Annotated in this window: 27 protein-coding genes; 18 read left to right on the forward strand and 9 right to left on the reverse strand. The window is 68.6% G+C overall.

The features are described from left to right. Positions 1–138: 138 nt before the first annotated feature. Both QZ772_RS13615 and QZ772_RS13620 read left to right on the forward strand, forming a co-directional pair. Positions 139–1,686, forward strand: coding sequence for a polyamine aminopropyltransferase (locus tag QZ772_RS13615; protein WP_295527112.1), 1,548 nt, complete (start codon positions 139–141; stop codon positions 1,684–1,686). Beyond that, positions 1,662–3,302, forward strand: coding sequence for an FAD-dependent oxidoreductase (locus QZ772_RS13620; RefSeq protein WP_295527114.1), 1,641 nt, complete (start codon positions 1,662–1,664; stop codon positions 3,300–3,302). The genes QZ772_RS13615 and QZ772_RS13620 overlap by 25 nt, the downstream gene beginning before the upstream one ends. A gap of 125 nt (positions 3,303–3,427) precedes the next feature. Here QZ772_RS13620 and QZ772_RS13625 read toward each other — a convergent pair whose 3' ends face one another. From QZ772_RS13625 to QZ772_RS13640, 4 genes are all read right to left on the reverse strand, one after another. Further along, on the reverse strand, positions 3,428–5,107 hold the full coding sequence (locus tag QZ772_RS13625; RefSeq protein WP_295527116.1) for a GMC family oxidoreductase N-terminal domain-containing protein: 1,680 nt from the start codon (positions 5,105–5,107) through the stop codon (positions 3,428–3,430). Positions 5,108–5,170: 63 nt separating this feature from the next. Then, positions 5,171–5,473, reverse strand: coding sequence for a type II toxin-antitoxin system RelE/ParE family toxin (locus QZ772_RS13630; RefSeq protein ID WP_295527119.1), 303 nt, complete (start codon positions 5,471–5,473; stop codon positions 5,171–5,173). Next, positions 5,470–5,814 carry a hypothetical protein gene (locus QZ772_RS13635; protein ID WP_295527121.1) on the reverse strand — a complete coding sequence of 115 codons (345 nt, stop codon included), beginning with the start codon at positions 5,812–5,814 and terminating at the stop codon, positions 5,470–5,472. Before QZ772_RS13635 ends, QZ772_RS13630 begins: the two co-directional genes overlap by 4 nt. 47 nt (positions 5,815–5,861) lie before the next feature. Further along, positions 5,862–7,379 (reverse strand): CoA-acylating methylmalonate-semialdehyde dehydrogenase, encoded by a 1,518-nt coding sequence (locus QZ772_RS13640; protein ID WP_295527124.1) that lies wholly within the window; start codon positions 7,377–7,379, stop codon positions 5,862–5,864. A 111-nt stretch (positions 7,380–7,490) separates the two neighbouring features. On the opposite strand from QZ772_RS13640, the gene QZ772_RS13645 reads away from it, so the two are divergent. The 5 genes from QZ772_RS13645 (at position 7,491) to QZ772_RS13665 (ending at position 12,316) form a co-directional block, all read left to right on the forward strand. Beyond that, positions 7,491–8,453 carry a LysR family transcriptional regulator gene (locus tag QZ772_RS13645; RefSeq protein WP_295527127.1) on the forward strand — a complete coding sequence of 321 codons (963 nt, stop codon included), beginning with the start codon at positions 7,491–7,493 and terminating at the stop codon, positions 8,451–8,453. Between the two features lie 176 nt (positions 8,454–8,629). Beyond that, the gene (locus QZ772_RS13650) at positions 8,630–9,781 is read left to right on the forward strand and encodes an ABC transporter permease (RefSeq protein ID WP_295527129.1); all 1,152 of its coding nucleotides are present in this window, start codon (positions 8,630–8,632) and stop codon (positions 9,779–9,781) included. Further along, positions 9,781–10,569, forward strand: a complete 789-nt coding sequence (locus QZ772_RS13655; RefSeq protein WP_366510595.1) for an ATP-binding cassette domain-containing protein — start codon at positions 9,781–9,783, stop codon at positions 10,567–10,569. Before QZ772_RS13650 ends, QZ772_RS13655 begins: the two co-directional genes overlap by 1 nt. Positions 10,570–10,586: 17 nt before the next feature. Beyond that, a complete protein-coding gene (locus QZ772_RS13660) occupies positions 10,587–11,552 on the forward strand; it encodes an MlaD family protein (RefSeq protein WP_295527135.1) in 966 nt (321 codons plus the stop codon). A 17-nt stretch (positions 11,553–11,569) separates the two neighbouring features. Then, positions 11,570–12,316 (forward strand): ABC-type transport auxiliary lipoprotein family protein, encoded by a 747-nt coding sequence (locus QZ772_RS13665; protein ID WP_295527137.1) that lies wholly within the window; start codon positions 11,570–11,572, stop codon positions 12,314–12,316. On the opposite strand, the gene QZ772_RS13670 is transcribed toward QZ772_RS13665, so the two are convergent. Both QZ772_RS13670 and QZ772_RS13675 read right to left on the reverse strand, forming a co-directional pair. Next, entirely contained in the window at positions 12,317–12,961 is a 645-nt protein-coding gene (locus QZ772_RS13670; RefSeq protein WP_295527164.1) for a MarC family protein, read from the reverse strand. A 25-nt stretch (positions 12,962–12,986) separates the two neighbouring features. Beyond that, entirely contained in the window at positions 12,987–13,736 is a 750-nt protein-coding gene (locus tag QZ772_RS13675; protein ID WP_295527139.1) for an SDR family oxidoreductase, read from the reverse strand. A gap of 155 nt (positions 13,737–13,891) precedes the next feature. On the opposite strand from QZ772_RS13675, the gene QZ772_RS13680 reads away from it, so the two are divergent. After that, positions 13,892–14,575, forward strand: coding sequence for a dienelactone hydrolase family protein (locus QZ772_RS13680; protein ID WP_295527141.1), 684 nt, complete (start codon positions 13,892–13,894; stop codon positions 14,573–14,575). Between the two features lie 68 nt (positions 14,576–14,643). Here QZ772_RS13680 and QZ772_RS13685 read toward each other — a convergent pair whose 3' ends face one another. Then, entirely contained in the window at positions 14,644–15,639 is a 996-nt protein-coding gene (locus QZ772_RS13685) for a LysR family transcriptional regulator (RefSeq protein WP_295527144.1), read from the reverse strand. Positions 15,640–15,862: 223 nt separating this feature from the next. On the opposite strand from QZ772_RS13685, the gene QZ772_RS13690 reads away from it, so the two are divergent. Beyond that, positions 15,863–16,222, forward strand: coding sequence for a DUF4148 domain-containing protein (locus QZ772_RS13690; RefSeq protein WP_294366729.1), 360 nt, complete (start codon positions 15,863–15,865; stop codon positions 16,220–16,222). A gap of 110 nt (positions 16,223–16,332) precedes the next feature. Here the strand turns inward: QZ772_RS13690 and QZ772_RS13695 are convergent, their stop codons facing one another. Next, positions 16,333–17,451, reverse strand: coding sequence for a magnesium transporter CorA family protein (locus QZ772_RS13695; protein ID WP_295527147.1), 1,119 nt, complete (start codon positions 17,449–17,451; stop codon positions 16,333–16,335). Positions 17,452–17,473: 22 nt separating this feature from the next. Continuing rightward, positions 17,474–18,475, reverse strand: coding sequence for a porphobilinogen synthase (gene hemB, locus QZ772_RS13700; RefSeq protein ID WP_295527149.1), 1,002 nt, complete (start codon positions 18,473–18,475; stop codon positions 17,474–17,476). Positions 18,476–18,767: 292 nt separating this feature from the next. Between hemB and QZ772_RS13705 the strand changes: the two genes are divergently transcribed. The 9 genes from QZ772_RS13705 to QZ772_RS13745 form a co-directional block, all read left to right on the forward strand. Continuing rightward, positions 18,768–19,184: a CopD family protein gene (locus QZ772_RS13705; protein WP_295527151.1), complete on the forward strand. Its 417-nt coding sequence runs from the start codon at positions 18,768–18,770 to the stop codon at positions 19,182–19,184. Positions 19,185–19,196: 12 nt separating this feature from the next. Beyond that, positions 19,197–20,309: a VanZ family protein gene (locus QZ772_RS13710; protein WP_295527153.1), complete on the forward strand. Its 1,113-nt coding sequence runs from the start codon at positions 19,197–19,199 to the stop codon at positions 20,307–20,309. A gap of 12 nt (positions 20,310–20,321) precedes the next feature. Next, the gene (locus QZ772_RS13715) at positions 20,322–20,654 is read left to right on the forward strand and encodes an NAD(P)H-dependent oxidoreductase subunit E (RefSeq protein ID WP_295527155.1); all 333 of its coding nucleotides are present in this window, start codon (positions 20,322–20,324) and stop codon (positions 20,652–20,654) included. A 75-nt stretch (positions 20,655–20,729) separates the two neighbouring features. Continuing rightward, positions 20,730–21,365 carry an alpha/beta fold hydrolase gene (locus QZ772_RS13720; protein WP_295527158.1) on the forward strand — a complete coding sequence of 212 codons (636 nt, stop codon included), beginning with the start codon at positions 20,730–20,732 and terminating at the stop codon, positions 21,363–21,365. A gap of 183 nt (positions 21,366–21,548) precedes the next feature. Next, the gene (locus QZ772_RS13725; protein ID WP_295527161.1) at positions 21,549–22,709 is read left to right on the forward strand and encodes a D-alanyl-D-alanine carboxypeptidase family protein; all 1,161 of its coding nucleotides are present in this window, start codon (positions 21,549–21,551) and stop codon (positions 22,707–22,709) included. Positions 22,710–22,963: 254 nt separating this feature from the next. Then, positions 22,964–23,341, forward strand: a complete 378-nt coding sequence (gene rpsL / locus QZ772_RS13730; RefSeq protein ID WP_017759704.1) for a 30S ribosomal protein S12 — start codon at positions 22,964–22,966, stop codon at positions 23,339–23,341. A gap of 167 nt (positions 23,342–23,508) precedes the next feature. Beyond that, positions 23,509–23,979, forward strand: a complete 471-nt coding sequence (gene rpsG / locus QZ772_RS13735; RefSeq protein WP_017759705.1) for a 30S ribosomal protein S7 — start codon at positions 23,509–23,511, stop codon at positions 23,977–23,979. 83 nt (positions 23,980–24,062) lie between these two features. Further along, a complete protein-coding gene (gene fusA, locus QZ772_RS13740; protein WP_294366754.1) occupies positions 24,063–26,165 on the forward strand; it encodes an elongation factor G in 2,103 nt (700 codons plus the stop codon). A gap of 262 nt (positions 26,166–26,427) precedes the next feature. Beyond that, on the forward strand, positions 26,428–26,581 hold a 154-nt coding region (locus tag QZ772_RS13745), incomplete at its 3' end, for a GTP-binding protein (protein ID WP_295527109.1).

A 26,581-nucleotide genomic window follows, 5' to 3' on the forward strand; every position in this document is an offset into this window, starting at 1 on the left:
CGCGTCGAGCCCCCCGGCTTTTCACGCCGCTGCGCGGCGTGTAACGCCACCCCCCGGGGGGGTGGCTCGGCCGCCGTGGGGCGGCCCGGCGGCGGCCGCGTCGAGCCCTGCCGCTTTGGGCGCTGAAGGGGGGCTCGCATGACGGCGGTGGCGCGTGCGCCGTCGCCCGTGGCGGTGTCGCTGCTGGCCAGCGTCTTCGTGGTGGCGGCTTGCGGGCTGGTGTACGAACTCAGCGCGGCGGCGCTCAGCTCCTATGTGCTGGGCGACTCGGTGCTGCAGTTCTCCACCGTGATCGGCGCTTATCTGTTCGCCATGGGCGTGGGCTCCTGGCTGTCGCGCTACTTCGAGCGGCAGCTGCCCGCCCACTTCCTGCGCATCGAGCTGCTGGTGGCGCTGGTCGGCGGCTGCCTGCCGGCGATGCTCTTCCTGGCGAATGCCTATGTGCCCGGCGCCTTCCGCCTGCTGCTGTACGGCGGCGTGCTGGTCGTCGGCACGCTGGTAGGGCTGGAGATTCCGCTGGTCATGCGCATCCTGCGGCGCGACATCCAGCTCAAGGACCTGGTCTCGCAGGTGCTCACCTTCGACTACCTCGGCGCGCTGGCCGTGTCGGTGGCCTTTCCGCTGGTGCTGGTGCCGCAGCTGGGCATGGTGCGCACGGGGCTGCTGTTCGGGCTGATGAATGCGGCCGTGGGGCTGTGGGCGCTGTGGCTGTTCCGGCACGAGCTGCGGCGCTTTGGCGCGCATGCGATGGCCTGCGTGCTGACGCTGGCGGCGCTGGCGGGCGCCTTCGTGGGGGCCGAGCGCATCAGCAGCCTGGCGGAAGACAAGCTCTACCAGGAGCGCATCGTCTTCGCCGCCAGCTCGCCCTACCAGCGCATCGTGGTCACGCGCGGCAATGCGGGCCACCGGCTCTTCCTCAACGGCAACCTGCAGTTCGCCGAACGCGACGAGTACCGCTACCACGAGGCGCTGGTGCATCCGGCCATGGCGGCCCAGGGCGCGCCACGCCAGGTGGCGGTACTGGGTGGCGGCGACGGCATGGCGGTGCGCGAGATCCTCAAGTACCCCTCGGTCGAGCAGGTCACGCTGGTGGAGCTTGATCCGAACATGACCGCGCTGTTCCGCGACCATGAGCAGCTGGCGGCGCTCAACGGCCATTCGCTGCGTTCGCCCAGGCTGCGCATCGTCAACACCGATGCCTTCCAGTGGCTGCAACAGCCCGCCAAAGACGGCGACGATGGCTTCTACGACGTGATCGTGGTGGACTTTCCCGATCCCACCAATTTCGCCATCGGCAAGCTCTACACGCAGAGCTTCTATGCCCTGTTGTCGCAACGCCTCGCGGCCAGCGGCTATGCGGTGGTGCAGACCACCTCGCCGCTGGTGGCGCGGCGAAGCTTCTGGACGGTGGTGCAGACCATCGAGGCCGCCGGCCTCACGGCGACGCCCTACCACGCGCATGTGCCCAGCTTCGGTGAATGGGGCTACGTGGTCGCCAGCCGCCGACCCTGGCGCCTGCCGACGGCGCTGCCCGAGGGCCTGCGCTTCCTGTCGCCGCAGACGCTGCCGTTGCTGTTCGACTTCCCAAAGGACATGGCACGCGTGCCGGCCGAGGTCAACCGGCTGTCGAACCAGGTGCTGGTGCATACCTACGAGCAGGAATGGGGCAAGGTCAGCGGCCATTGAGCGGCAGCCGCCGGCGCTTCGTCGGGGCTTCTGCTGCGGGTGCGGCGGCGGTCGCCTTGCCGGCCTGGCTGGCGGGCTGCGGTCGCGAGGCACCGCCGCTGGAGGGCGGCTTCACCGGCATCGACATGGTGCGCGGCCATGCCCTGCGGGATGGCCGTTGGACGTCGCAGCCGGTGGCAAAGGAGCGGCGCACCCGCGTGCTGATCGCGGGCGGCGGTGTCGCCGGCCTGGCGGCGGCACGCGCGCTGCGCCAGGCCGGCATCGACGACTTCGCGCTGCTCGAACTGGAGGACGAGGCCGGCGGCAACGCCCGTGGCGGCCAGGTCGGCGGCCTGGCCTGCCCGCTGGGCGCGCACTACCTGCCGGTGCCCGGCGACGAGGCGCGCGAAGTGCAGGACCTGCTGGAGGAACTGGGCCTGCGCCGCCGCGAAGCCGGACGCTGGGTCTACGACGAGCGCCACCTGTGCCACAGCCCGCAGGAACGGCTCTTCTTCCGGGGCGAATGGCAGGAAGGGCTGCTGCCGGTGCAGGGCGTGGGCGCGGCCACGCTGGCGCAATACCGGCGCTTCGCGCAGAAGGTCGAGGCGCTTGTCCGTGCGACGCGTTTCGCCATTCCCACGCTGCGGGCGGCGCCGTCGGCGCTGCTGGCAGACCTGGACCGCACGACCTTCGTCGCCTGGCTGGACGCCGAGGGGCTCGATGACCCGCAATTGCGCTGGTACCTCGGCTACTGTTGCCGCGACGACTATGGCGCCGGTCTGGCCCATGTCTCGGCCTGGGCGGGGCTGCATTACTTCGCCAGTCGCCACGGTTTCCATGCGCCGGGCGACGGCCTCGACGCCGAGCGCGAGGGGGTCTTCACCTGGCCCGAGGGCAATGCCTGGCTCAGCCGCCGTCTGGCTGCGCCGCTGGCGGAGCGCCTCCACACCGGTCAGGTGGTGCTGCAGATCGAACAGACGCGCAGCGGTGTGACGGTCGATGCCTGGGACGCGGCGGCGCAGCAGCGCGTCCGCTGGCAGGCCGAGCAGTGCATCGTGGCGCTGCCGGTCTTCGTTGCGGCGCGTGTGGTGGCGTCGCCGCCGGTTTTCCTGTCCGAACTCGGGGGTGTGCTGACCTACTCGCCCTGGCTGGTGGCCAACCTGCACCTGTCCGCGCCCCTACGCGACCGGCCCGGCGCCGCGCCGAGCTGGGACAACGTGGTCTACGGCACGCGCGGACTGGGGTATGTGGATGCGGGTCATCAGCGGCTGGACCCGACGCCCGCGCCGACCGTGCTGAGCTGGTACCGCCCGCTGGGTGCTAGCGAGTTCGACGGCAGTGACGGGCGCCGCCTGCTGGCCGAGCGCCCCTGGGAGGCGTGGCGCGACGAACTGATGGCCGAGCTGTCCGTGCCGCATCCCGATCTGGCCGAGCGCGCGACGCGGCTGGCCATCACCCGCTATGGCCACGCCATGGCGGTGCCGGCGCCGGGCTTGCGTGCGCGCCTCGTGCCTGGTGGAGAGGTGCAGGCCGGCCGGCTGCACTTCGCGCATGCGGACTGGTCGGGTTGCTCGATCTTCGAGGAGGCCTTCACCCGCGGACATCTGGCGGGCGAGGCGGCGGCGCGCGCGGCCTGAAGGTCGACACGGACGGCCGCCGGCGATGTCTTGGTGGCAGCCGCGCACCGTCCTGGTCCGGCCGGCGGGGCGCGCCCGCCCGCGGTCCCTGACACGAGCGGGCGGAGCGCGGCTGCTCCCCCCGCTCAGGCGCGCGCCGCCTCGCGCACCCAGCCCGCCGCCTTCTCCGCAATCATCAGCGTCGGGCTGTTGGTGTTGCCGCTGGTGATGGTGGGCATCGCACTCGCATCGACCACGCGCAGACCGGCGATGAGGCCGCCGCGGCCATCGCGCACGCGCAGACGCGAATCCAGCACGGCCTGCGGGTCCCCATCGGCGCCCATGCGCGCGGTGCCCACCGGATGGAAGATGGTCGTCGCGATGTCGCCGGCCAGGCGGGCCAGGTCCTTGTCGCTCTCGTACTGCGGGCCCGGCTTCCATTCCTGCGGCTGGTAGCGCGAAAGGGCGGGCTGGGCGGCGATGCGGCGGGTCACGCGCAGCGAGTCCGCCGCCACCTGCCGGTCCTCGTCGGTGGAGAGGTAGTTGGGCGCGATGGCCGGCGCATCCTCGAAGCGCGGCGTCTTCAGCCGCACCGTGCCACGGCTGGTCGGGTTGAGGTTGCACACGCTGGCCGTGAAGGCCGGAAAGCTGTGCAGCGGATCGCCGAAGGCGTCCAGCGACAGCGGCTGCACGTGGTACTGGATATTGGGCCAGGGCCGGTCGGGCGTGCTGCGGGTGAAGGCGCCCAGTTGCGAGGGCGCCATGCTCATCGGGCCGCTGCGGCGCAGCACGTACTCCAGCCCGATGCGCGCCTTGCCCACCAGGCTGGACGCCAGCACGTTCAGCGTGGGCGCACCGTTGATCTTGAACACGGCGCGGATCTGCAGGTGGTCCTGCAGGTTCGCGCCGACGCCGGGCAGGTCGGCCTGCACCTCGATGCCCTGGGCGCGCAGCGCCTCGGCCGGGCCGATGCCCGACAGCTGCAGGATCTGCGGCGAGCCGATGGCGCCGGCGCACAGGATCACCTCGCGCGTGGCGTGCACCTCCTCCATCTCGCGGCCGTTCCACACGCGCGCGCCGGTGCAGCGCCGGCCGCCCTCGGGCGTGGACTCGATCAGCAGCCGAGCCACCTGGGCGCCGGTCCACAGCTCGAAGTTCGGCCGGCCGAAGCAGGTCGGTCGCAGGAAGGCCTTGGCCGTGTTCCAGCGCCAGCCCGCCTTCTGGTTGACCTGGAAGTAGCCCACGCCTTCGTTGCTGCCGCGGTTGAAGTCGGTGGAGTGCGGAATGCCCGCCTCCTGCGCGGCCTGCGCGAAGGCGTCGAGGATGTCCCAGCGCAGACGCTGCTTTTCAACCCGCCATTCGCCGCCATGGCCGTGGAAGCGGGCGAATTCGGGGTCCTGGGCGCCAGGCTGGCCGGCGTCGCCCAGGTAGTGGTCCTCATGGCGCTTGAAGGCGGGCAGGACCTCGTCCCAGCGCCACGCGTCGTCGCCGGTGATCTGCGCCCAGCCGTCGTAGTCGCGCGACTGACCGCGCATGTAGATCATGCCGTTGATGCTGGAGCAGCCGCCCAGCGTCTTGCCGCGCGGGTAGCGCAGCACGCGGCCGTTGAGGCCGGCGTCGGGCTCGGTCTGGTAGAGCCAGTCGGTGCGCGGGTTGCCGATGCAGTAGAGGTAGCCGACCGGAATGTGGATCCAGTGGTAGTCGTCCTTGCGGCCGGCCTCCAGCAGCAGCACGCGCTTGCCGCGATCGGCGCTCAGGCGGTTGGCCATCAGCGCGCCGGCGGTGCCGGCGCCGATGACGATGTAGTCGAAGGTGGTGTCGCTCACGGGTTGTCTCCTGTGCCTCTGTCGGGCCTTGTGCGGGTGGCGGGAGGGAATTGGATGGGGGCGCTACAGATCGCCCGGGTGGTAACCGGATTCGCGCTGGTGGCGGATGGCCAGGACTTCGGCCCAGGCCTCGTCGGCGCTGACGCGATAAAGGGCCACATAGCCCGAGCGCCCGCGATGAATCACCAGTTCGCGACAGCGTTGCGGTGCTGGACGGCCGATTCGTGGCTGGTGTTCAAGTACAAGCAGGGCGTCGACGATCACATCCACCGTGTCGTCGGCGGCTTCGATGTCAGTGGGGGAGAGAAATTCGGTGAGGCGGTCCAGGTCGAGCCTGGCGCGCGGCGAGAACGTCAGGCGCGTCATGCAGCCGACTTGGCCTTCGAGGCCGCAGCCTTGGCGCCGCGGCCTCGCACGGGAACCGGTTCAGGCACCGACTCGCCCGTCGAGCGGGCACGGATGCGCGCCTTGAGCCAAGCGCGGACATCCTCAGCGTCATATACCGGCCCGCCGGCATCGATCTCCGCAGCCGCCGCCATCGCATCCGCCAAAAACTCGGCGCGCTGCTGGCGCCGCCGGACTTCGTCCTGCAGGGTCCGCAGCATGAAGGCATGTGCCGAGACTTGGTCCTGCTCGGCAAACTGCTGGATCGTCTGCTTGAGGTCCTCAGGCAGCTTCAAGGAGGTGGTTCCCATCGCGTTCTCCAATCGATCTCAATCGGGTAACACCATGGTAGCACCGCCTTCCGCGGGCCTTACTTGGCCGTGGGCATCACGAACTCGGCGCCCTTGCCGATGCTCTCCGGCCAGCGCTGCATGATTGACTTCTGCTTGGTGTAGAAGCGCACGCCCTCTTCGCCGTAGGCATGCATGTCGCCGAAGAGCGAGCGCTTCCAGCCGCCGAAGCCCTGCCAGGCCATGGGCACCGGGATCGGCACGTTGATGCCGACCATGCCCACCTGGATGCGGCGGCCGAATTCGCGCGCCACGTTGCCGTCGCGGGTGAAGCAGGCCACGCCGTTGCCGAATTCGTGGGCGTTGATCAGGTCGACGGCCTCGGCCAGGTCCTTCACGCGCAAGCAGCCCAGCACCGGGCCGAAGATCTCTTCCTTGTAGATGCGCATCTCGGGCGTGACATGGTCGAACAGCGTGCCGCCCAGCCAGAAGCCGCCTTCGCAGCCTTCGCCGGCCTGCTTGCCGTCGAAGCCGCGGCCGTCCACCAGAAGCTTGGCGCCTTCCTGCTCGCCCAGCGCGATGTAGCCGCTGATGCGCTCGTGGGCCGCCTTGGTGACGATCGGGCCCATCTCGGCGTCGAGGTTCTCGCCGTCCAGCACCTTCAGCGTCTTCGTGCGCTCGACCAGCTTGGGGATCAGCTTGTCGGCCACGTCGCCCACCAGCACCGCCACGCTGATGGCCATGCAGCGCTCGCCAGCCGAGCCGTAGCCGGCGCCGATCAGCGCGTCCACGGCCTGGTCGATGTCGGCGTCGGGCATCACCACCATGTGGTTCTTGGCGCCGCCCAGGGCCTGCACGCGCTTGCCGTGGCGGGCGCCGGTCTCGTAGATGTAGTTGGCGATGGGCGTGGAGCCGACGAAGCTCACGGCCTTGACGTCGGGGTGCGTCAGCAGCGCGTCCACGGCCACCTTGTCGCCCTGCACCACATTGAACACGCCGTCGGGCAGGCCGGCCTGCTTCAGCAGTTCGGCGATGCGCAGCGAGGGGCTGGGATCGGTCGGGCTGGGCTTGAGCACGAAGGTGTTGCCCGCGGCGATGGCCACCGGGAACATCCACATCGGCACCATCACCGGGAAGTTGAAGGGGGTGATGCCGGCGACCACGCCCAGGGGCTGGCGCAGGGTCCAGTTGTCGATGCCGGTGGAAACCTGCTCGGTGAAGTCGCCCTTGAGCAGCTGCGGGATGCCGCAGGCGAATTCCACGATGTCGATGCCGCGCGTGACCTCGCCCTGCGCGTCGGTGAACACCTTGCCGTGCTCCGCGGTGATCAGGTGGGCCAGTTCATCGCGGTGCTGGTTCAGCAACTCCAGGAACTTGAACATCACCCGCGCGCGGCGGATCGGCGGCGTGTCGGCCCACTTCGGAAAGGCGGCCTGCGCGGCGGCCACGGCGGCGTTCACCTGGTCCACGTCGGCCAAGCCGGTGCGGCCGGTCAGCGCGCCGGTGGCGGGGTTGAACACGTCCTGCGTGCGGCCGGAGGTGTTGGCCACGACCTGGCCGTGGATGTAGTGGTCGATGGCGGCGATGCTGTTCTTCATCGGGGTCCCGTGGGTGGAAGGAGGAAAGTGGCGGGCAGTCTAGGACCGCGTTTCCGCGACGCCTAGGCGCGGCGGTTGAACTGATTGTTCAATTTCCTGAACAATGAGGCCATGGATCATTCGAAGATCGAAGGCCTGTGGGCCCATGTGCACTGGCTCACCGTGTTGGCCGAGCAGGGCAGCTACACCGCTGCGGCGCGTCGCCTGGGCGTGAGCAAGGCGGGCATGAGCCAGCGCATCGCCGAGCTGGAGCGCGAGGCCGGCGTGCCCCTGGTGCAGCGCACCACCCGCAGCGTGCGCCTGACCGAGCCCGGCCAGCGGCTGGTGGAGGAGACGCGCAGCGCCTTCGACGCCATCGCCCAGAGCTTCGCCGGCGTGCGCGACCTGGCCGGCGTGCCCCGTGGCCGCCTGCGGGTGACGGCGCCCGTGGCGCTGGCGCGGCAGCAGCTGGTGCCGCGGCTGGCCGACTTCCTGCGCGCCCATCCTGAGGTGCGCATCGAGCTGGAGCTCTCCGACCGCCTGAGCGCCCTGGCCATGGAGGGCTTCGACCTCGCCATCCGGCACAGCGCCGCGCCGCCCGACACCCACGTGGCCTGGCCCCTGTGCCAGACCCGCAGCCTGCTGGTGGCCAGTCGCGCCTACCTGCGCCAGCGCGGCGAGCCGGCGGTGCCGGCGGACCTGGCCGGCCATGACTGCCTGTACTACCCGCGCCAGGACCAGCCCGCCTGGCATTTCCTGCCCCGACCCGCGCAGGCGGACACCGAGCGCATCACCGTGCCGGTGGCCGGGCCTTTCGCGGCCAACAACAGCGAGGCCTTGCGCGACGCCGCTGCCGCAGGCCTGGGAATTGCGCTGCTGCCCGACTTCAGCGCCCAGGCCGGCCTGCGCAGCGGCCAGCTGGTGGAGGTGCTGCCGGCCTGGCAGCCGGTGGGCGCCTTCGCGGAGCAGCTGTTCGCCATCCGCCCCTACGCCCCTCATGTGCCGCGGGCCGTCGCGGCGTTCGTCGCCTGGCTGCGGGAGGCCTTTGCGGAGGGCTTCTCGGTGCACGCACCGCCGGCGCCGTCGTCGGTCTAAAGGGCGGCGCGGGTCGGGCTCGGTCGGCCTGCCCGCCGCTCGCTCCGCCAGGGTTTGTGGGAGTGGCCCCACCGCCGATCGCGCCCCGCGCGGTCAAGCGTCAGTGGCAGGTCAGCGGGTAGCATTCGCCGGTTGCCCGCCGCCGGCCGGTCCACGGTCGGGCACACCGCCAACGAATGCCTTCCTCCCACATCCAGCTTCCGAGCGATGACGCATGGCCGCGCGTGGACCGCGCCCAGGCCGAGGAGCATGGGCCGTGGGCGCCCACCGGGCGGTGGACCGTGCTGGCCTTTTCTTCGCGCGAGCAGTGGCAGACGCTGGAGCGTTGCCTCGACGAGGCGGCCGGCACGGGCGGCGGCTGGGATCTGCGCGGCATCGAGCAGCTTGATCATGTGGGCGCCCAGCTGCTGTGGAACCACTGGGGCCGCCAATGGCCGGCGCAGCTCCAGCTCAGCGATTCGCAGAAGGCCGTGCTCGACCAGGTCGCGCAGTACACAGTGCCGCTGCCGCCCCCCGCTGCGCAGGGCTGGGCCACCTGGCCGGCGCGCCTGCTGGCGCAGGGCCCCGCGCTGCTGCGCCTGGGCCGCCACACCCTGTTGCTGGTCGGCCAGCTGGCGCTGGACCTGCTGCGGCTGGTCCGCGCACCGCAGCGCGGACCCTGGCGCGACTTCTCGGGCCATCTCTACCGCATCGGCGCCACGGCCCTGCCGATCACCGCGCTCGTCGGGCTGCTGATCGGCGTGGTGCTGGCCTACCTGATGTCGAACCAGCTGCGCAACTACGGCGCGGAATCCTTCGTGGTCAACATCCTCGGCCTGTCGATCCTGCGCGAGCTGGGGCCGGTGCTGGCCGCGGTGCTGGTGGCAGGCCGCTCGGGCTCCGCCATCACCGCCCAGATCGGTGTCATGCGCGTGACCGAAGAGCTGGACGCCATGCGCGTCATGGGCATTCCGCCGGGCTACCGCCTGGTCATGCCGCGCGTGTTGGCCCTGGCCGTGGTGATGCCGCTGGTGGCGCTGTGGACCTCGCTGTCGGCGCTGGCGGGCGGCATGTTCGCCGCATGGTCCGCGCTGGACATCGCCCCCGTGTTCTTCATGCAGCAACTCCCGCGCGCGGTGCCCTTCGTCAACCTGTACATCGCGCTGGCCAAGTCGGCGGTCTTCGGCGTGATGATCGCGCTGATCGCCTGCCACCATGGCCTGCGGGTGGAGCCCAACACCGAGAGCCTGGGCCGTCGCACCACCGCCTCGGTGGTGGCGGCGATCACCATGGTGATCCTGGTCGATGCGCTGTTCGCGCTGCTGTTCCGCGGGGTGGGCTTCCGATGATGCAAGAGGCGCCAAGCAAAGACCCAGTCGTGGAGATCCGCGGCCTGTGGACCGAATTCCCTCGTGCGCGCGGCCAGGTGCAGGTGGTGCACCGCGACCTGGATCTGGACATCCGGCGCGGCGAGATCCTCTCGCTGGTGGGGGGCTCGGGCACCGGCAAGACGGTGCTTTTGCGCCAGATCCTGGGGCTGCAGGTGCCCACACGTGGCACGGTGCGGGTGCTGGGCGCGCCCCCTGCGCAGCTGAGTGCGCGCGGCGCGGCGGCCGTGGGCATGCTGTTCCAGCACGGAGCGCTGTTCTCTGCCTTCAGCGTGCTGGAGAACATCGCTTTTCCGTTGCGCGAACTCAAGCTGCTGCCCGACGAGCTGATCCGCGATGCGGCCCTGGTCAAGCTGCAGATGGTGGGCCTGGGCCCGGAGCATGCGCACAAGATGCCGGCCAACCTTTCGGGCGGCATGATCAAGCGTGTGGCCCTGGCGCGGGCGCTCATCATGGACCCGCCCCTGCTGCTGCTCGACGAGCCCACGGCCGGGCTGGACCCGGCCGCGTCGGACAGCTTCTGCGAGCTGCTGCGCGGCCTGCACCGCGAGCTGGGCCTGACGGTGGTGATGGTCACCCACGACCTCGACACGCTGTTCGACCTGTCCACCCGCATCGCCGTGCTGGCCGACCAGCGCGTGATCGCCCTGGGCAGCGCCCGCGAGGTGATGGCGGTGGACCATCCCTTCATCCGCGAGTACTTCCTGGGCGGACGCGGCCACCGTGCCGCGCTCGCCCTGCCATCCTGAACGGGAAGAGGAACACCATGGAAAACAAGTCCCATGCCCTGGCCGCCGGCGCCTTCGTCTTCGGCATGCTGGCCCTGCTGGTGGCGTTGGTGCTCTGGTTCACCCGCGACAGCACGGTGCGCAACACCTACGAGCTGAGCACGCGCGACGCGGTCAGCGGCCTGCAGCCGCAGGCGGCGGTGCGCTACCGCGGCATCATGGTCGGCAAGGTGGCCAGCATCGACTTCGACCCCGAGAAGCGCGGCAACGTCCGGGTGCGCCTGGCCATCGACGAGCGGGTGCCGCTCACCAAGTCCACCTTCGCCAGCCTGAGCTACCAGGGCGTGACCGGCCTGGCCTTCGTGGCGCTGGACGACAAGGGCGAGTCGCAGGAGCCGCTGCTGCCCAACAACGACGATCCGCCGCAGATCCCGCTGCGGCCGTCGATGTTCTCGCAGCTGCAGGGCCGCGGCGAGGCGATCCTGAACCAGGTGGAAGAGGCCACGCGCCGCGCCAACGCGCTGCTGAGCGACCAGAACCAGCAGCGCATCGCCCAGGCGCTGGAGAACATCGCGCAGGTCACGGCCCATGCCAACGATCTCACCCGCACGCTCGACCAGACCCTGCGCACGCGGGTGGATCCGGCGCTGGCCGCCATTCCGCCCCTGGCGCAGACGGTGCGCGGCACCGCGCAGAACTTCGGCCAGGCGGCGCAGTCACTCAACGCCACGCTGCAGCGCCTGAATGCCGAGGACGGCGCGCTGGCCCGACTGGGCAGCGGCACGGCCGCGCTGCAGCAGACGCTGGAGTCGGTCAATGCCACCACGTTGCCTCGCCTGAACCGCGCGGCCGACGACACCTCGCTGGCCGCGCGCCGCTTGGGCCGCGTGGCCGACACCATTGCCGACAGCCCGCAATCGCTGATCTATGGCACGGGCGTGCCGGCGCCCGGTCCCGGCGAGCCCGGCTTCGTGGCGCCGGTGCCTGCGGCGACCGGCCGCTGATGCGAAGGAGCGCTTTCATGTCCCGCCGGATCCACCGTCGTTCCCTGTCCGCGGTTCCCGTCGTGCCGAGCCGCGATGCCGCTTCCGAGCGCCAAGGCCCTGGCGTCGGGGGCGCACCTTGTGCCGGCGTTGCCTGCCGCGCGCTGCTGGCCGCCGCGGCGCTGGCCCTGGCCGCCTGCAGCGCGCTGCCCGACAAGCCGCAGCGCAGCATCAGCTACGACTTCGGCCCCGGCCCCCTGGCGCCCGCGGCGACGGCGTCTGCGTCCACGGCCGCGCTGCCACCGATCACCCTGGCCGACCTGGACACCGCCGCCTCGCGCCTGGAGGGTACGGCCCTGAACTACCGGCTGGGCTACGAGGACGCGCAGGCGCTGCGGCCCTACGCCACCGCGCGCTGGACACAGCCGCCGCTTCAGCTCTTCCGCCAGCGCCTGCGCGATGCGCTGGCCGAGCATCGCACCGTGCTCGGCACGCTGGAAGCCGGCAACCTGGCGCGCGAGGGCCGCAGCAGCGAAGTGCTGCGCATCTCGCTCGACGAATTCAGCCATTATTTCGCGTCGCCTACTGCCAGCAGCGGCCTGGTGCGGGTGCGTGCCACGCTGCTGTCGCTGTCGCCCACGGGCGAGCGGGTGCTGGGTCAGCGGGTGTTCGTCGTTCAGCGGCCGGCCGCCACCGCCGATGCGGCCGGTGGCGCCAAGGCCCTGGCGTCGGCCAGTGACGAGGTGGTCGCGGACATGGTCCGCTGGGTCAACAGCCGCCGCTGATCAGGGCACGGCGCGGGCCAGCACAGGAAACAGCTTGCCCAGCCCGTCGGCCATCACCTCCACCGCCAGCGCGGCCAGGATCAGACCCATCAACCGCGTCATCACGTTGATGCCGGTCTTGCCCAGTACGCGGGCGATGGGTTCCGCCATCAGCAGCGCCAGCAGGGTGGCCAGGGCGATCACGGCGCCGTAGCCCACCAGCACCAGCATCTGCCACCAGTGCTGCACCTTCTCGGCATAGATCACCATGGTCGACATGGTGGCCGGCCCGGTCAGCAGCGGAATGGTCAGCGGCACCACGGCGATGGAGGCGCCCAGCGAGGCCTTCACCTCCGTGGCACGGATCTCTTCCTTGCTGGTCTTGGCCTCGGCCGGCTGCGCGTTGAGCATGTTCAGCGCGCTCATCAGCAGCAGCATGCCGCCGCCCACCTGGAAGCTGGCGATCGAGATGCCGAAGAAGGACAGCAGCTGCAGCCCGATCAGCGCGCTTACCGCGATCACCACGAAGGCGCTGAAGGCCGCCACGCGGGCGGTGCGCTCGCGCATGCGGTCGCTGTAGCCCTGCGTGTAGTGGATGAAGAAGGGCACGATCGCCAGCGGATTCACGATGGCCATCAGCGTGATCAGCGGCTTGATCAGGTCCATCGAGTGGCCCATGCCGGTCATCCCTTCAGCGCCCGCCCGTCACGTCCAGCAGGGCGCCGGTGGTGTAGCTGGCTCCGGGCGACAGCAGCCACAGCACGGCGGCGGCGATCTCGTCGGCCGTGCCCACGCGCTGCATCGGCACCGTGCCGGCGAGCTGGAAGGCGCGGTCGGGCAGTCCGCCCGAGGCATGGATCTCGGTGTCGATCAGCCCTGGCCGCACGGCATTGACCCGCACGCCCTCGGCCGCCACCTCGCGTGCCAGGCCCAGCGTCATGGTGTCGATGGCGGCCTTGCTTGCGGCGTAGTCCACGTACAGGCCCGGCGAGCCCAGGCGCGCCGCCGCGCTGCTGAGGTTGACGATGGCGCCGCCGCTGCCGCCATGGCGCGTGCTCATGCGCCGCACGGCCTCGCGTGCACACAGGAAGCTGCCTGTCACGTTGATGCGGAACATGCGCTCCAGCCGCGCACCCTGCATCTCGTCGACGCGGGCCTGGACGTCCACCACGCCGGCGTTGTTGACCAGCCCAGTCAGCCGGCCGAACTTGGCGTCGACCTGACGGAACATGGCTTCGATCTGCGCCTCGTCGCCCACGTCGGCCCGTACGGCCATGGCACGGCCGCCCGCCTCGCGGATGCGGCGGACCACTTCGTCGGCCGCCAGCGACTGGCTGGCGTAGTTGACGGCCACCGCCCAGCCGCGGCGGCCCGCTTCGAGCGCGACGGCGGCACCGATGCCGCGGCTCGCGCCGGTGACCAAGAGCACTCCGGATTCCAAGGTCGACTCCTTCTCTGACGACGTGGTTCGACGATTCGGGTGAAACTCGCGCCCGGCCGCTGGTGGCGGCGCGCCGCTGGTGCCTGCCGGCGGCCTGACGCCTGACCGGCCGGACCTGTCCAACCCCCCCGTTTGTACCCAAAGGAGCAGACCCCATGGGCCAATTCATCGACCTGACCGCCAAGGATGGCTTCACCTTCCCCGCCTACGTGGCCGAACCCGCCGGCACGCCCAAGGGCGCCGTTGTGGTGGTGCAGGAAATCTTCGGCGTGAACTCGCACATCCGCTCCGTCGCCGACGGCTATGCCGCCGAGGGCTATCTGGCCGTGGCGCCGGCCACCTTCCACCGTGTCAAGCAGGGCGTGGAGCTGGGCTACACCGACGCCGACATGAAGGCCGGCTTCGAACTCAAGACCGCCGTGGAGGCGCTGCCCGCACCCGGCGTGCTGCAGGACATCCAGGCCGCCATCGAATACGCCGGTCGGGCCGGCAAGGTCGGTCTGGTGGGCTACTGCTGGGGCGGCCTGCTCACCTGGCGCGGCGCCAGCGAACTGGCCGGCCTGTCGGCCGCGGTGCCTTACTACGGCGGCGGCATGACCACGCCCGAGGAATCGGCCCGCCAGCCCCAGGTGCCAGTGATGGCCCATTTCGGCAAACAGGACCACTGGATCCCGCTGGAGACGGTCGAAGCCTTCAAGAAGGCGCATCCCGAGGTGGAGGTGCACATCTACGAGGCCAACCACGGCTTCAACTGCGACCAGCGCGGCTCGTACGACGCGCCATCGGCCAAGCTGGCGCGTGAGCGCACGCTGGCCTTCTTCGCCAAGCACCTCGGCTGACGAAAGCGGATGCGGCCTTGCTCAAGGCCGCATCCATCGGCACGCGGTCGCCTTCCTACTGGACGCCTTCAGGCGGCCGCAGAGGAGACGGGTGCCGCCGGGCTGTCGGCCCTGTCGGCGGCCTTGCCTTCGGCCTCTTTCTGCAGGGCCTGGCACTGCGCCTGCCGCTTGGCGTAGTTGCTCTTCGGGCCGATGCGCGATTCCAGGAAGTCGAGCAGCGCCCGCAGCGCCGCGCTGTTGTGGCGCCGCTGCAGGTAGGCTGCGGACAGCCACATGTCCTTGCGGCTGAATTCCCCTAGGACCGGCACCAGTTCGCCATGGTCCAGGTGCGGCTGCACCACCAGGGCCGGCACGTAGATCACGCCCAGTCCTCGCATGGCCACGTGGATCAGCGGTCCGGCCTCGGACGCCTCCATCCGGCTCTTGACCGGCACATCGATCTTGCGGCCCCGCTCTTCGAAACGCCAGGTCGGATCGATGCCCTGTCTCACCAGCGTCAGCGCCGTGTGTCCGGTCAGGTCCTCGGGTCGCCGCGGCATGCCGTGCTTGCGCCAGTACACCGGCGAGGCGCACACCACCATCTGCATGCACAGCAGGCGCCGCACGATGAGGTTCTCGTCCTCGATGGGCCCGAAGCGCAGCCCCACGTCGATGCCTTCTTCCGCCAGGTCGGCCTGGTTGGTCAGCTGCAGCGAGATGTTGACGTCGGGGTAGTAGCCCATGAACTCCGCCAGCAGATTGGGCAGGTCGCCGCTGGCCATGCCGACGGGGGCGGAGATGCGCAGCCGCCCGCGCGGCTGGTTGGCCCGCTCCTGAAGTTCGGCCTGGGTCAGCTCCACCATCTCCATCACCGGCTGGCTGCGTTCCAGCAGCAGCGAGCCGGCATCCGTCAGGCTGACCGAGCGGGTGGAACGGTTGAGCAGGCGCACGCCGAAGCGCGTCTCCAGTTCCGCCACGTACTTGCTGGCCGTGGCCTTGGAAAGCCCCAGGCGCTTGGCCGCCTTGGAGAAGCTGCCCTGCATGGCGACTTCGCGGAAGGTGCGGATGAGATCGAGGCTGTCCATGGCGGGTGCGGAGATGGGTACGAAGAAGCGGCCGTCATTGTTTCAAATACGCGAACAGCGTGGTTCTCGACAGGCCGGGTTTCTACGGAGTCGCAACGACACAATTCGTTCCACGGGCTCAGCGACTTGCGGGTCCGGCGGACGAAAGCAAGGCACCACAAAGGGTGAGTGCTTCCAAAACAGGAGCTTCGTTCGCGTTCCGTCAAATGTCAGGAGTTGAACCATGAACGCATCGAAGATCCTCGCCGCCGCCGCACTGTCCTTCGTCGCCATCGCCGGCGCCCAGGCCGAAACCTACGAAGGCGTGCAAGCGCCGGTGTCGGCCCTCAGCCGCACCGACGTCCAGGCGCAGGCCGTTGCTGCCGCCCAGGCCGCCAACCAGAACGTGGTGCGCGGCTCGCGCGGCGCCGAAACCGTGGCCGTGTCGCAACCCCGTGCCACCGTGCAGGCCGAAGCCGTGCGCGCCGCCTACGCGCCCGACCAGAATGTGAGCAGCGGTTCGCGTTTCAACAGCAAGGTCGTCTCGACGCTGGCCAACCCGGTCGATGCCGCAGCTCGCAGCACCGGCGCCAGCAAGTTCTAAAGTTTGTCTGCTTGCCGGTCCGACTCGGGATCGGCAAGCCGTGGCAATCTCCCGGGCCGGGTGCGCGTCGAGCGCACCCGGCCCTTGTGCTTTGTGAGTAGCTACCGGGCTCAGTGGGTGGTGCGTGCCAGATAGCGCTTGCGCCAGAAAACGACCACCAGCAGCGCTGCGATCAGCACCATCGCCACGAGCGCAACCCAGAAGCCGTCGGTGGCATGCACCAGCGGGATGAACTCGAAGTTCATGCCGAAGATGCCGGCGATCAAATTCAGTGGCAGGAAGACGGCGGTGAGCACCGTGAGCACCCGCATGATGTCGTTGGTGCGGTGGCTCTGGACGTTGAAGTGCAACTGCACCGCCAGTTCGGCGTTCTGCTCCAGCCGGCGCACATGGCGCACCACGCGCTCGATGTGCTCCAGGACGTCGCGGCTGCGCACGAGCAGCAGTTCGTGGTCGCGGCGGGCGCTGGCCTCGTCGGGCACCGGCATCGCCTCCAGCGTGTCGATCCAGTCCTGCACCGCCGTCTGCTGGTCTTCGCAGATCTCGTCCAGGTGGTGAAGCCCCTGGCGCGCCTGCATCAGGGCTCCCCAGTTGGTGAAGCGCGTCTTCGGATCGATCAGCTCGGTCTGCCAGTGGTCCAGCTGGCGTGTGAGTTCGCGGCGCAGCGCTAGGTAGCCGTCCACGATCTGGTTGGCGACGCGCAGCATCAGATCGGCCGGGCCTGTCGGCAGGCGGCTGGAGACGGCTCGCACGTCCAGCGGCTGGGCGTCGGCCGTCATCAGGCGTTCGGCCACGGCATCGCGCACGCTTCCGTCCTCTGGGTGCACCGTCAGCAGCAGGCGTTCGAAGACCACGAACCCCACAGGCCGGGTGTCGATGCGGCGCAGCACTGGCGGGCCGCCGCGCAAGGTCGCCGGCGCCATCTCGGACATCGTTTCGCCCGGCGGGGTGCTGGCCAGCCGGCGCAGCACCAGCACGTCGTAGGCGGACGTCGCGTCGTAGTGCGACGGCAGGTGTTCGTTGAGCAGGTCGCTCACGTGCAGGTCGACCAGCCGAACGCCGGTCAGCGCCTGCAGCCAGATCTGCAACGAGGGCAGGGCCTCGCGCAGTTCGGCCCGGGTGACCGAGAGCCAGTAGAAGTGCCCGCGCGCTGGCGGCTCGGGCAGCGTGTGCGCGGAACAGGGCGGCAGCTCGCGCGCCTGCACGCTGTTGATGTCGAGGACCCGCATCGCAGCGCTGTCGCCGACGCCCTCAGGCCGCGCGCAGCAGCCGCGCGGCGTCGAGGGCGAAGTAGGTCAGCACGCCGTCGGCCCCTGCGCGCTTGAAGGCCAGCAGGCTTTCCATCATCACCGCGTCGTGGTCCAGCCAGCCGTTCTGTGCCGCGGCCTTGAGCATGGCGTATTCGCCGCTGACCTGGTAGGCGAAGGTGGGCACGCGGAAGGTCTCCTTGACCCGGCGCACGACATCCAGATAGGGCATGCCGGGCTTGACCATCACCATGTCGGCGCCTTCGGCGATGTCCATGGCCACCTCGCGCAGCGCCTCGTCGGTGTTGGCCGGGTCCATCTGGTAGGTGTACTTGTTGCCCTTGCCCAGGTTGCCAGCGCTGCCGACGGCACTGCGGAAGGGGCCGTAGAAGGCGCTGGCGTACTTGGCGCTGTAGGCCATGATGCGCGTGTGGATGAAGCCATTGGCTTCCAGCGCCGAGCGGATGGCGCCGATGCGGCCGTCCATCATGTCGCTGGGCGAGAGGATGTCCACGCCCGCCGCCGCGTGTGCGAGCGACTGCTTGATCAGGGCCTCGATGGTCTCGTCGTTGAGGATGTAGCCGCTGTCGTCGATCAGCCCGTCCTGCCCGTGCGTGGTGTAGGGGTCCAGTGCCTGGTCCGTCATCACGCCCAGTTCAGGAAAGCGCGACTTCAGCGCCCGGATGGCGCGCGGGATGATGCCGTTCTCGTCCCAGGCGATGGCGCCGTCGGCGGTCTTGGCGGTGGGATCGGGCACGCCGAACAGGTCGAGCACCGGAACCCCCAGCTCGAGGGCATCCTCGCCGACGCGCAACAGCTCGTCGATCGAGACGCGCTCCACGCCGGGCATCGAGGGCACGAGTGCGCGCCCGGTTTGCTCGTGCACGAACACGGGGTAGATGAAGTCGTGCGCGGTGAGGACGTTCTCACGCACCAGGTTGCGGGAAAAGCCGTCGCGGCGCAGGCGGCGCGGCCGTCCGGCGGGGTAGGGGGCGTGGAAGGTCATCCGAAAATTGTGCCCCAGCCCTGCGCAGCGCCCTCTTCGTGTGCCGGAATGGGGCTTGATGAGGCCGTTTTTCCTATCGTCCGACCGAATGGTTAAAAAAATGCTGATCAAATGTTGAAGAGATGCCGCGATCTTGTTAGATTTCTGGCTGAGCGGCTTGCCGCTCCCCGCTTTTCCTCCCTGAGCGGGTGCCTTGATGTGTGACAGCAAAAGGGCTTCCCAGCCCGGCGTACAGACGCCGGGCTTTTTTTTGTCCGGGCCGTGGCCGTCCGGGGCTCCGTACACTGCGCCGATGCTCTGGGTGAAGTCCTTTCACATCGTCTTCGTGGCCAGTTGGTTTGCGGGCCTGTTCTACCTGCCACGTATCTTCGTCAACCTGGCCATGGTGCCCGCCTCCTCGGTGGCCGAACGCGCGCGCCTGCTGCTGATGGCGCGCAAGCTGCTGCGCTTCACCACCTTCCTGGCGGTCCCGGCGCTGGGCTTCGGCGCCTGGCTCTGGCTGGGCTATGGCATCAGCGGTGGCTGGCTGCATGCCAAGCTGGTCCTGGTGCTGGTGGTCATCGGCTACCACCATGTGTGCGCGCGCCTGCTGCGGCGCTTCGAGGCCGACACCAACCGTCTCGGCCACCGCTGGTTCCGCTGGTTCAACGAGCTGCCCGTGCTGCTGTTGGTGGCCATCGTGGTGCTGGCCGTGGTCAAGCCGTTCTGAGCGGTCGGCCCGGTGACGGCCGCAGCGCGCAAGACGACGGCACTGCCGCTGGCGCTGGCCTATGCGGCGCTGATCGTCTATGCGAGCCTCTACCCTTTCGACCACTGGCGTGATCAGGGCATCGCGCCCTGGGCTTTCCTGAGCGCGCCTTGGCCGAAGTACTGGACGGGCTTCGACCTGGGCATCAACGTCGCCGGCTACGTGCCCTTCGGCTTTCTCGTGGCCACGGCGGTGCTGCGGGGGGGCGTGGCCACCGGCGCCTGGGTCGCCACGGGACGCGCCTTCGGCGCCGGCTTGCTGCTGTCGCTCGCCATGGAAACACTGCAGAGCTACCTGCCTTCGCGCATTCCTTCCAACGTCGACCTGGCGCTCAACGCCGTGGGCGCGCTGCTTGGGGCGCTGATCGCCGCGACGCTGGTAAGGCTCGGCGTGCTGGAGCGCTGGAGCCGATTGCGGGCGTCCTGGTTCATCGACGAGGCCCGAGGCGCACTGGTGCTGCTGGCGCTGTGGCCGGTCGCCTTGCTCTTCCCGGCCGCCGTGCCCTTCGGGCTGGGGCAGATCTTCGAGCGGCTGGAAGCGGCCGTGGCCGACTGGCTGGTGGACACGCCCTTCCTCGACTGGTTGCCCATGCGCGAGTTCGAGCTCGAGCCGCTGGTGCCCGCGGCGGAGATGCTGTGCGCCATGCTGGGCCTGCTGGTGCCCTGTCTTCTGGCGTTTTCCATCACCCGATCCCGCCCCGCCCGGCTGCTGGTGCTCGCGATCGTTGCGCTGGCGGGCGTTTGGGCCAGCGCGCTGTCCGCCGCCTTGAGCTATGGGCCTGAGCATGCCTGGGCTTGGCTGAGCATGCCTGTGCGGGTGGGCATCGGCCTTGCGCTTCTGCTGGCCCTGGGGCTGGTGGCGGCGCGCCGCCGGGTGACCATGGGTCTGATGCTTCTTGCCCTGGGGCTGCATCTGGGCCTGCTCAACCAGGCGCCCGAAAGCGCCTATTTCGCCCAGACGCTGGCGACCTGGGAGCAGGGGCGCTTTATCCGCTTCCATGGCCTGGCGCAATGGCTCGGTTGGCTCTGGCCTTTTGCCGCCATGGGCTATGCCCTATACGGCCTCAGCCGGCGGCAGCACTCCTAGAATCTGCCGACCATGCCCCAGCCGTACTACGCCCGCCATATCTTCTTCTGTTTGAACGAGCGCAAGGCTGGCGAAGACTCCTGCGCCTTGCACGATGCGCAGTCGGCCTTCGACCACTGCAAGTCACGGGTCAAGAAGGAGGGGCTGGCCGGGCCGGGCAAGGTCCGCGTCAACAAGGCTGGCTGCCTCGATCGCTGTGCGGGCGGCCCGGTGGCGGTGGTCTATCCCGAAGGCACCTGGTACAGCTTCGTGGACAAGGCCGACATCGACGAGATCGTCGACTCCCACCTCAAGCGCGGCGAAGTCGTGGAGCGCCTCGTGCTTCCTCCCGACGTCGGGCGCTGACCCGGCCCTGCATCGGCCGCCTGTTCCTCTTCTGGCCCGGGCCTGCATGTCTGCAGGCCGGGCTCGATTGCTCACATGAACGCACAGACTGAACGACTGAGTCTTGCCGGCGCCGCCGGTGCCATCGAGGTGCTGCGTGACCGCGGCGCCGAGAGTGTTGCGCACGCGGGTGTCGCCGTGATCGCCCATCCGCATCCGCTTTTCGGCGGGACGATGGACAACAAGGTGGTCCAGACGCTGGCCCGCGCTTTCGTGGCCTGCGGCTATACGGCCATCCGCTTCAATTTCCGTGGTGTCGGGGCCAGTGCGGGCCTGCACGACGAGGGTCGCGGCGAGACCGACGATTTCCTCCAGGTCGTGCGGGAGCTGGCGCCTGAAGGGCTGCTTGCGATCGCCGGTTTCTCCTTCGGTGCCTTCGTGGCCAGCCAGGCCGTGACGCGTCTGGAAGGCGAGCGCGATGTCCGCCGGCTGGTGCTCGTCGGGACGGCCGCCTCGCGCTTCCAGGTGGCGACACTGCCAGTAGCGCTGCACGAGCGCACGTTGGTCGTGCACGGCGAACAGGACGACACCGTGCCGCTCGCCGCGGTCATGGACTGGGCGCGCCCGCAAGCGCTGCCGATCACCGTGGTGCCCGGAGGCGGGCATTTCTTTCACGGACAATTGCCGCTGCTGAAGTCGCTGGTGGCGCGGCATCTTTCGTCTGCAGACTGAGGTGTGAACCAATCGGCTCGCGCCGGGTCATGAAGACGGGTGGGCCGTTTCCGCGCCGAGCGCTGATGTCGGCCACCGCTGCATGATTCGCCCCGGGTCCGGCAAGGTTGCCCGCCCTATCGGCCGCCCATGCCTTCCAGCCCTTCGTTTCTTTCGTCTTCGGACGCTTCGCTTTCCCAACGCATGATCCGTCTTCTTCGATCGCTGGTTCTCGTCGTGGCCGCCACGGTGAGCACGCTGGCAGGCGCCCAGGCTCCCATTCCGCCCGAAATCGCTGCCAAGAGCTATTTGCTGCTGGACGTCACGGCCAACCAGATCCTGGCCGAGAAGGATATCGATTCGCCGGTTGAGCCGGCCTCGCTCACCAAGCTGATGACCGCCTATCTGGTCTTCGACGCGCTCAAGGCCAAGAAGATCACCCTGACCCAGACGCTGCCGGTCAGCCCCCGCGCCTGGAAGATGCCCGGCTCGCGCATGTTCATCGACCCCAAGATGCAGGTGCCGGTGGACGACCTGATCAAAGGCATGATCGTCCAGTCGGGCAACGATGCCACCATGGCGCTCGCCGAGGGCGTGGGTGGTTCGGCCGAGAACTTCGTGCGGCTCATGAACGAGCAGGCGAAGGCGCTGGGCATGAAGAACACCGGCTATCGCAATCCCGAAGGTCTGACCGCGCCCGGCCACACCACCACCGCGCGCGACCTGAGCATCCTGGCCACCCGGCTGATGAAGGATTTTCCGGAGTACCTGCACTACTACTCCATCAAGAAGTACCGCTACCCGGGCACGCCGGCCTCCAACGACACCAACCGCAACCTGCTGCTGTTCCGCGACCCGTCGGTGGATGGCCTGAAGACCGGCCATACCGAGGCGGCAGGCTACTGCATGATCGTCACGGCCAAGCGCGACTTCCCCAACCTGGGTGGCGGTCGGCGGCTGCTGTCCATCGTGCTGGGCACGAGCAGCGAGAACGCGCGCGCCAACGAGTCGCAGAAGCTGGTGAACTGGGGCTATACGGCCTATGACGCCGTCAAGTTGTTCGATGGCGGCCAGCCGGTCGCCACGCCGGCCGTCTGGAAGGGCAAGGAGAACACGCTCAAGCTCGGCCGTCCGGACCCGATCGTCGTGGCCGTGCCGTCTGGCTCGGCGAACAAGGTCAAGACCGAGGTGGTCCGCCCGGACCCGCTGGTCGCCCCCTTCACCAAGAACCAGGTGGTCGGGCGGCTGAAGGTGTCGCTGGCGGACCAGCCGGTGACCGAGGTGCCGCTGCTGGCGCTGGAGCCTGTCGAGCAGGCGGGCGTTCTCGGTCGTGCCTGGGACGCCATCCGGCTCTGGATCAAGTAAGCGCCCCTCCCACGCCCGCCGGTGCGGCCGTGGCCGCACCGGCGGGTCGCTGTGTATGGGCGCGGCTTCCGCGCGTCGCGCATGACGGATGAGGACGCTCAACCATGCAAGTTGCCAGCGTCCGCGCCGCGCGCTAGAATCGAGGGCTTTTCGGAATTTTCCGAAGGGGTTCACGTTTTTGTCGTTTTCCCGCCGGCTCTACGAGTTGGTCTGCCTGTCACGGGGCTTCAGGGGATTTTTGGGACCATTTATCCATGCCAACCATCAACCAACTGGTGCGCCAGGGTCGCGAGGTCGAGAAGACCAAGTCGAAGAGCCCGGCCATGCAGAACTCGCCGCAACGTCGCGGTGTCTGCACCCGCGTCTACACCACGACGCCCAAGAAGCCGAACTCCGCACTGCGTAAGGTCGCCAAGGTGCGCCTGACCAACGGCTTCGAAGTCATTTCCTACATCGGCGGCGAAGGCCACAACCTGCAGGAGCACTCGGTGGTGCTCGTGCGCGGCGGCCGTGTGAAGGATCTGCCCGGTGTGCGCTACCACATCGTGCGCGGCTCGCTTGACCTGCAAGGCGTCAAGGACCGCAAGCAGTCCCGCTCCAAGTACGGCGCGAAGCGCCCCAAGAAGGCCTGATCGCCTTCCTGATCTTCGGATCATTCGGTGTTCGGCAGCCTTGGCGGGCCGTCCGGACGTAGTGACCCCAAGCGCAGATGTCTGTGCGGGTCGAGTAAGTGAGAGTCCTGCTGGCTCTCGCGGCAGTGCCGGAAGGCGGTGCCAACTGAAGCAAAGAGGTTTGAAACATGCCACGTCGTCGCGAAGTCCCCAAACGTGAAATCCTGCCGGATCCCAAGTTCGGCAATGTCGAGCTGTCGAAGTTCATGAACGTGATCATGGAAGGCGGCAAGAAGGCGGTTGCCGAGCGCATCATCTACGGTGCCCTTGACACCATCGAAAAGAAGAGCGGCAAGGATCCGCTCGAAATCTTCACCACGGCCATCAACAACGTGAAGCCGATGGTCGAAGTGAAGTCCCGCCGCGTCGGTGGCGCGAACTACCAGGTGCCTGTCGAAGTGCGTCCCGTGCGCCGTCTGGCCCTGTCGATGCGCTGGCTGAAGGAAGCCGCTCGCAAGCGCGGCGAGAAGTCGATGGCCATGCGCCTGGCCAACGAGCTGCTCGAGGCCACCGAAGGCCGTGGCGGTGCGATGAAGAAGCGCGACGAAGTGCACCGCATGGCCGAGGCCAACAAGGCCTTCAGCCACTTCCGCTTCTGATTTTCGTCCCCATATCTCAGAGGCCTGGAGCCCGACCCGCCGCAACCGGCGGGCGGGCTCTATGCCGTTAAAGGAGTTTTCTCATGGCACGCAAGACCCCCATCGAGCGCTACCGCAACATCGGTATCTCGGCCCACATCGACGCCGGCAAGACCACCACGACCGAGCGCATCCTGTTCTACACCGGCGTGAACCACAAGATCGGCGAAGTGCACGATGGCGCGGCGACCATGGACTGGATGGAGCAGGAGCAGGAGCGCGGCATCACGATCACGTCGGCGGCCACCACCTGCTTCTGGAAGGGCATGGACATGTCCTATCCGGAGCACCGCTTCAACATCATCGACACCCCCGGCCACGTGGACTTCACCATCGAGGTGGAGCGTTCCATGCGCGTGCTCGACGGCGCCTGCATGGTGTACTGCGCCGTGGGTGGCGTGCAGCCCCAGTCGGAAACCGTCTGGCGCCAGGCCAACAAGTACAAGGTGCCCCGTCTCGCGTTCGTCAACAAGATGGACCGCACCGGCGCCAACTTCTTCAAGGTCTATGACCAGATGAAGCTGCGCCTGAAGGCGAACCCCGTGCCCGTCGTGATCCCGATCGGCGCCGAGGACAACTTCAAGGGCGTGGTCGACCTGCTCAAGATGAAGGCCATCCTCTGGGATGAAGCCTCGCAGGGCATGAAGTTCGAGTACCAGGACATCCCGGCCGACCTCGTCGCCTCCGCCAAGGAATGGCGCGAGAAGATGGTCGAGGCTGCGGCCGAGGCCAACGAAGAGCTGATGAACAAGTACCTGGAAGAGGGCGACCTCTCCGAGGACGAGATCAAGCTCGCCCTGCGCCAGCGCACCATCGCCACGGAAATCCAGCCGATGCTGTGCGGTACCGCGTTCAAGAACAAGGGTGTGCAGCGCATGCTGGACGCCGTGATCGACTACCTGCCGTCGCCCGTGGACATTCCCCCGGTCGCCGGCACGGACGAGGACGAGCAGGAAACCAGCCGCAAGGCTGACGACGGCGAGAAGTTCTCCGCCCTGGCGTTCAAGCTGATGACCGACCCCTTCGTCGGCCAGCTGACCTTCGTGCGTGTGTACTCGGGTGTGCTCTCCAAGGGCGACACCGTCTACAACCCCGTCAAGGGCAAGAAGGAGCGCATCGGCCGTATCGTGCAGATGCACGCCAACGAGCGCCTGGAAGTGGAAGAAATCCGCGCCGGCGACATCGCCGCCTGCGTGGGCCTGAAGGACGTGACCACGGGTGAGACCCTGTGCGATCCCGATTCCATCGTGACGCTGGAGCGCATGGTCTTCCCCGAGCCGGTGATCTCGCAGGCCGTGGAACCCAAGACCAAGGCCGACCAGGAGAAGATGGGCCTGGCGCTGCAACGCCTGGCTTCGGAAGATCCGTCGTTCCGCGTGCGCACCGACGAAGAGTCCGGCCAGACCATCATCTCCGGCATGGGCGAGCTGCACCTCGAAATCATCGTGGACCGCATGAAGCGCGAGTTCGGCGTGGAAGCCAACGTGGGCAAGCCCCAGGTGGCCTACCGCGAAACCGTGCGCAAGTCGGTGTCGGATGTCGAAGGCAAGTTCGTTCGCCAGTCGGGCGGCAAGGGCCAGTACGGTCACGTGGTGTTCCGCCTGGAGCCCAACGAAGCCGGCAAGGGCTTCGAGTTCATGGACGAGATCAAGGGTGGCGTGGTGCCGCGCGAGTACATCCCCGCCGTTGAAAAGGGCGTGATCGAAGCGCTGAACACCGGTGTGCTCGCTGGCTTCCCGGTGGTGGACGTCAAGGTCGCGCTGACCTTCGGTTCGTACCACGACGTGGACTCGTCCGAGCAGGCGTTCAAGATGGCCGCCATCTTCGGCTTCAAGGAAGCCGCCCGCAAGGCGAGCCCCGTCATCCTCGAACCGATGATGGCCGTGGAAGTCGAAACGCCCGAGGACTACGCCGGCAACGTGATGGGCGACCTGTCGTCCCGTCGCGGCATGGTGCAGGGCATGGACGACATGGTTGGCGGCGGCAAGGTCATCAAGGCCGAAGTCCCCCTGTCCGAAATGTTCGGCTACTCGACCACCCTGCGCTCGATGTCGCAAGGCCGCGCCACGTACACGATGGAGTTCAAGCACTACGCCGAAGCTCCGCGCAACGTGTCCGAAGCCATCGTGGCCGCCCGGGCGAAGTAAAGCTCGCCCCCAGCCTCTGCGGACTTCGTCCGCGTCGGCAACCCCCTTCCGGGGGCGCACTCTGCGGCCTGGCAAAGCCAGTTCCGCGAGTGCTGCCGGGATGGCCTGCTCCGCGGCCCTTCGACTGGTCGAAGACGCGAAGCGGCCGAGGCACAAATCTTGTCTGCGACCGCATGCCCCTCGTTGCCCGTGGCGAGGGAATCAGCAATGCGGTGCAGACGTAAAACCACCACACGGGTATTGCTCTTTTTGGAGTTGAGAAATGGCAAAAGGTAAGTTCGAACGTACGAAGCCGCACGTGAACGTGGGCACCATCGGTCACGTGGACCATGGCAAGACGACGCTGACGGCGGCCATCGCCACGGTGCTGTCGGCCAAGTTCGGCGGCGAAGCCAAGAAGTACGACGAAATCGACG

Origin of the sequence: uncultured Pseudacidovorax sp., assembly GCF_913773995.1 — a bacterium.
Classification (GTDB): Bacteria; Pseudomonadota; Gammaproteobacteria; order Burkholderiales; family Burkholderiaceae_C; genus Xenophilus.

Coding starts and splice junctions, on each gene's coding strand:
- QZ772_RS13615 (WP_295527112.1), top strand. CDS start 139: ATGACGGCGGTGGCGCGTGCGCCGTCGCCCGTGGCGGTGTCGCTGCTG.
- QZ772_RS13620 (WP_295527114.1), top strand. CDS start 1,662: ATGGGGCAAGGTCAGCGGCCATTGAGCGGCAGCCGCCGGCGCTTCGTC.
- QZ772_RS13630 (WP_295527119.1), bottom strand. CDS start 5,473: ATGACGCGCCTGACGTTCTCGCCGCGCGCCAGGCTCGACCTGGACCGC.
- QZ772_RS13640 (WP_295527124.1), bottom strand. CDS start 7,379: ATGAAGAACAGCATCGCCGCCATCGACCACTACATCCACGGCCAGGTC.
- QZ772_RS13645 (WP_295527127.1), top strand. CDS start 7,491: ATGGATCATTCGAAGATCGAAGGCCTGTGGGCCCATGTGCACTGGCTC.
- QZ772_RS13650 (WP_295527129.1), top strand. CDS start 8,630: ATGCCTTCCTCCCACATCCAGCTTCCGAGCGATGACGCATGGCCGCGC.
- QZ772_RS13655 (WP_366510595.1), top strand. CDS start 9,781: ATGCAAGAGGCGCCAAGCAAAGACCCAGTCGTGGAGATCCGCGGCCTG.
- QZ772_RS13660 (WP_295527135.1), top strand. CDS start 10,587: ATGGAAAACAAGTCCCATGCCCTGGCCGCCGGCGCCTTCGTCTTCGGC.
- QZ772_RS13665 (WP_295527137.1), top strand. CDS start 11,570: ATGTCCCGCCGGATCCACCGTCGTTCCCTGTCCGCGGTTCCCGTCGTG.
- QZ772_RS13670 (WP_295527164.1), bottom strand. CDS start 12,961: ATGGACCTGATCAAGCCGCTGATCACGCTGATGGCCATCGTGAATCCG.
- QZ772_RS13680 (WP_295527141.1), top strand. CDS start 13,892: ATGGGCCAATTCATCGACCTGACCGCCAAGGATGGCTTCACCTTCCCC.
- QZ772_RS13685 (WP_295527144.1), bottom strand. CDS start 15,639: ATGGACAGCCTCGATCTCATCCGCACCTTCCGCGAAGTCGCCATGCAG.
- QZ772_RS13690 (WP_294366729.1), top strand. CDS start 15,863: ATGAACGCATCGAAGATCCTCGCCGCCGCCGCACTGTCCTTCGTCGCC.
- QZ772_RS13695 (WP_295527147.1), bottom strand. CDS start 17,451: ATGCGGGTCCTCGACATCAACAGCGTGCAGGCGCGCGAGCTGCCGCCC.
- hemB (WP_295527149.1), bottom strand. CDS start 18,475: ATGACCTTCCACGCCCCCTACCCCGCCGGACGGCCGCGCCGCCTGCGC.
- QZ772_RS13705 (WP_295527151.1), top strand. CDS start 18,768: ATGCTCTGGGTGAAGTCCTTTCACATCGTCTTCGTGGCCAGTTGGTTT.
- QZ772_RS13715 (WP_295527155.1), top strand. CDS start 20,322: ATGCCCCAGCCGTACTACGCCCGCCATATCTTCTTCTGTTTGAACGAG.
- QZ772_RS13720 (WP_295527158.1), top strand. CDS start 20,730: ATGAACGCACAGACTGAACGACTGAGTCTTGCCGGCGCCGCCGGTGCC.
- QZ772_RS13725 (WP_295527161.1), top strand. CDS start 21,549: ATGATCCGTCTTCTTCGATCGCTGGTTCTCGTCGTGGCCGCCACGGTG.
- rpsL (WP_017759704.1), top strand. CDS start 22,964: ATGCCAACCATCAACCAACTGGTGCGCCAGGGTCGCGAGGTCGAGAAG.
- rpsG (WP_017759705.1), top strand. CDS start 23,509: ATGCCACGTCGTCGCGAAGTCCCCAAACGTGAAATCCTGCCGGATCCC.
- fusA (WP_294366754.1), top strand. CDS start 24,063: ATGGCACGCAAGACCCCCATCGAGCGCTACCGCAACATCGGTATCTCG.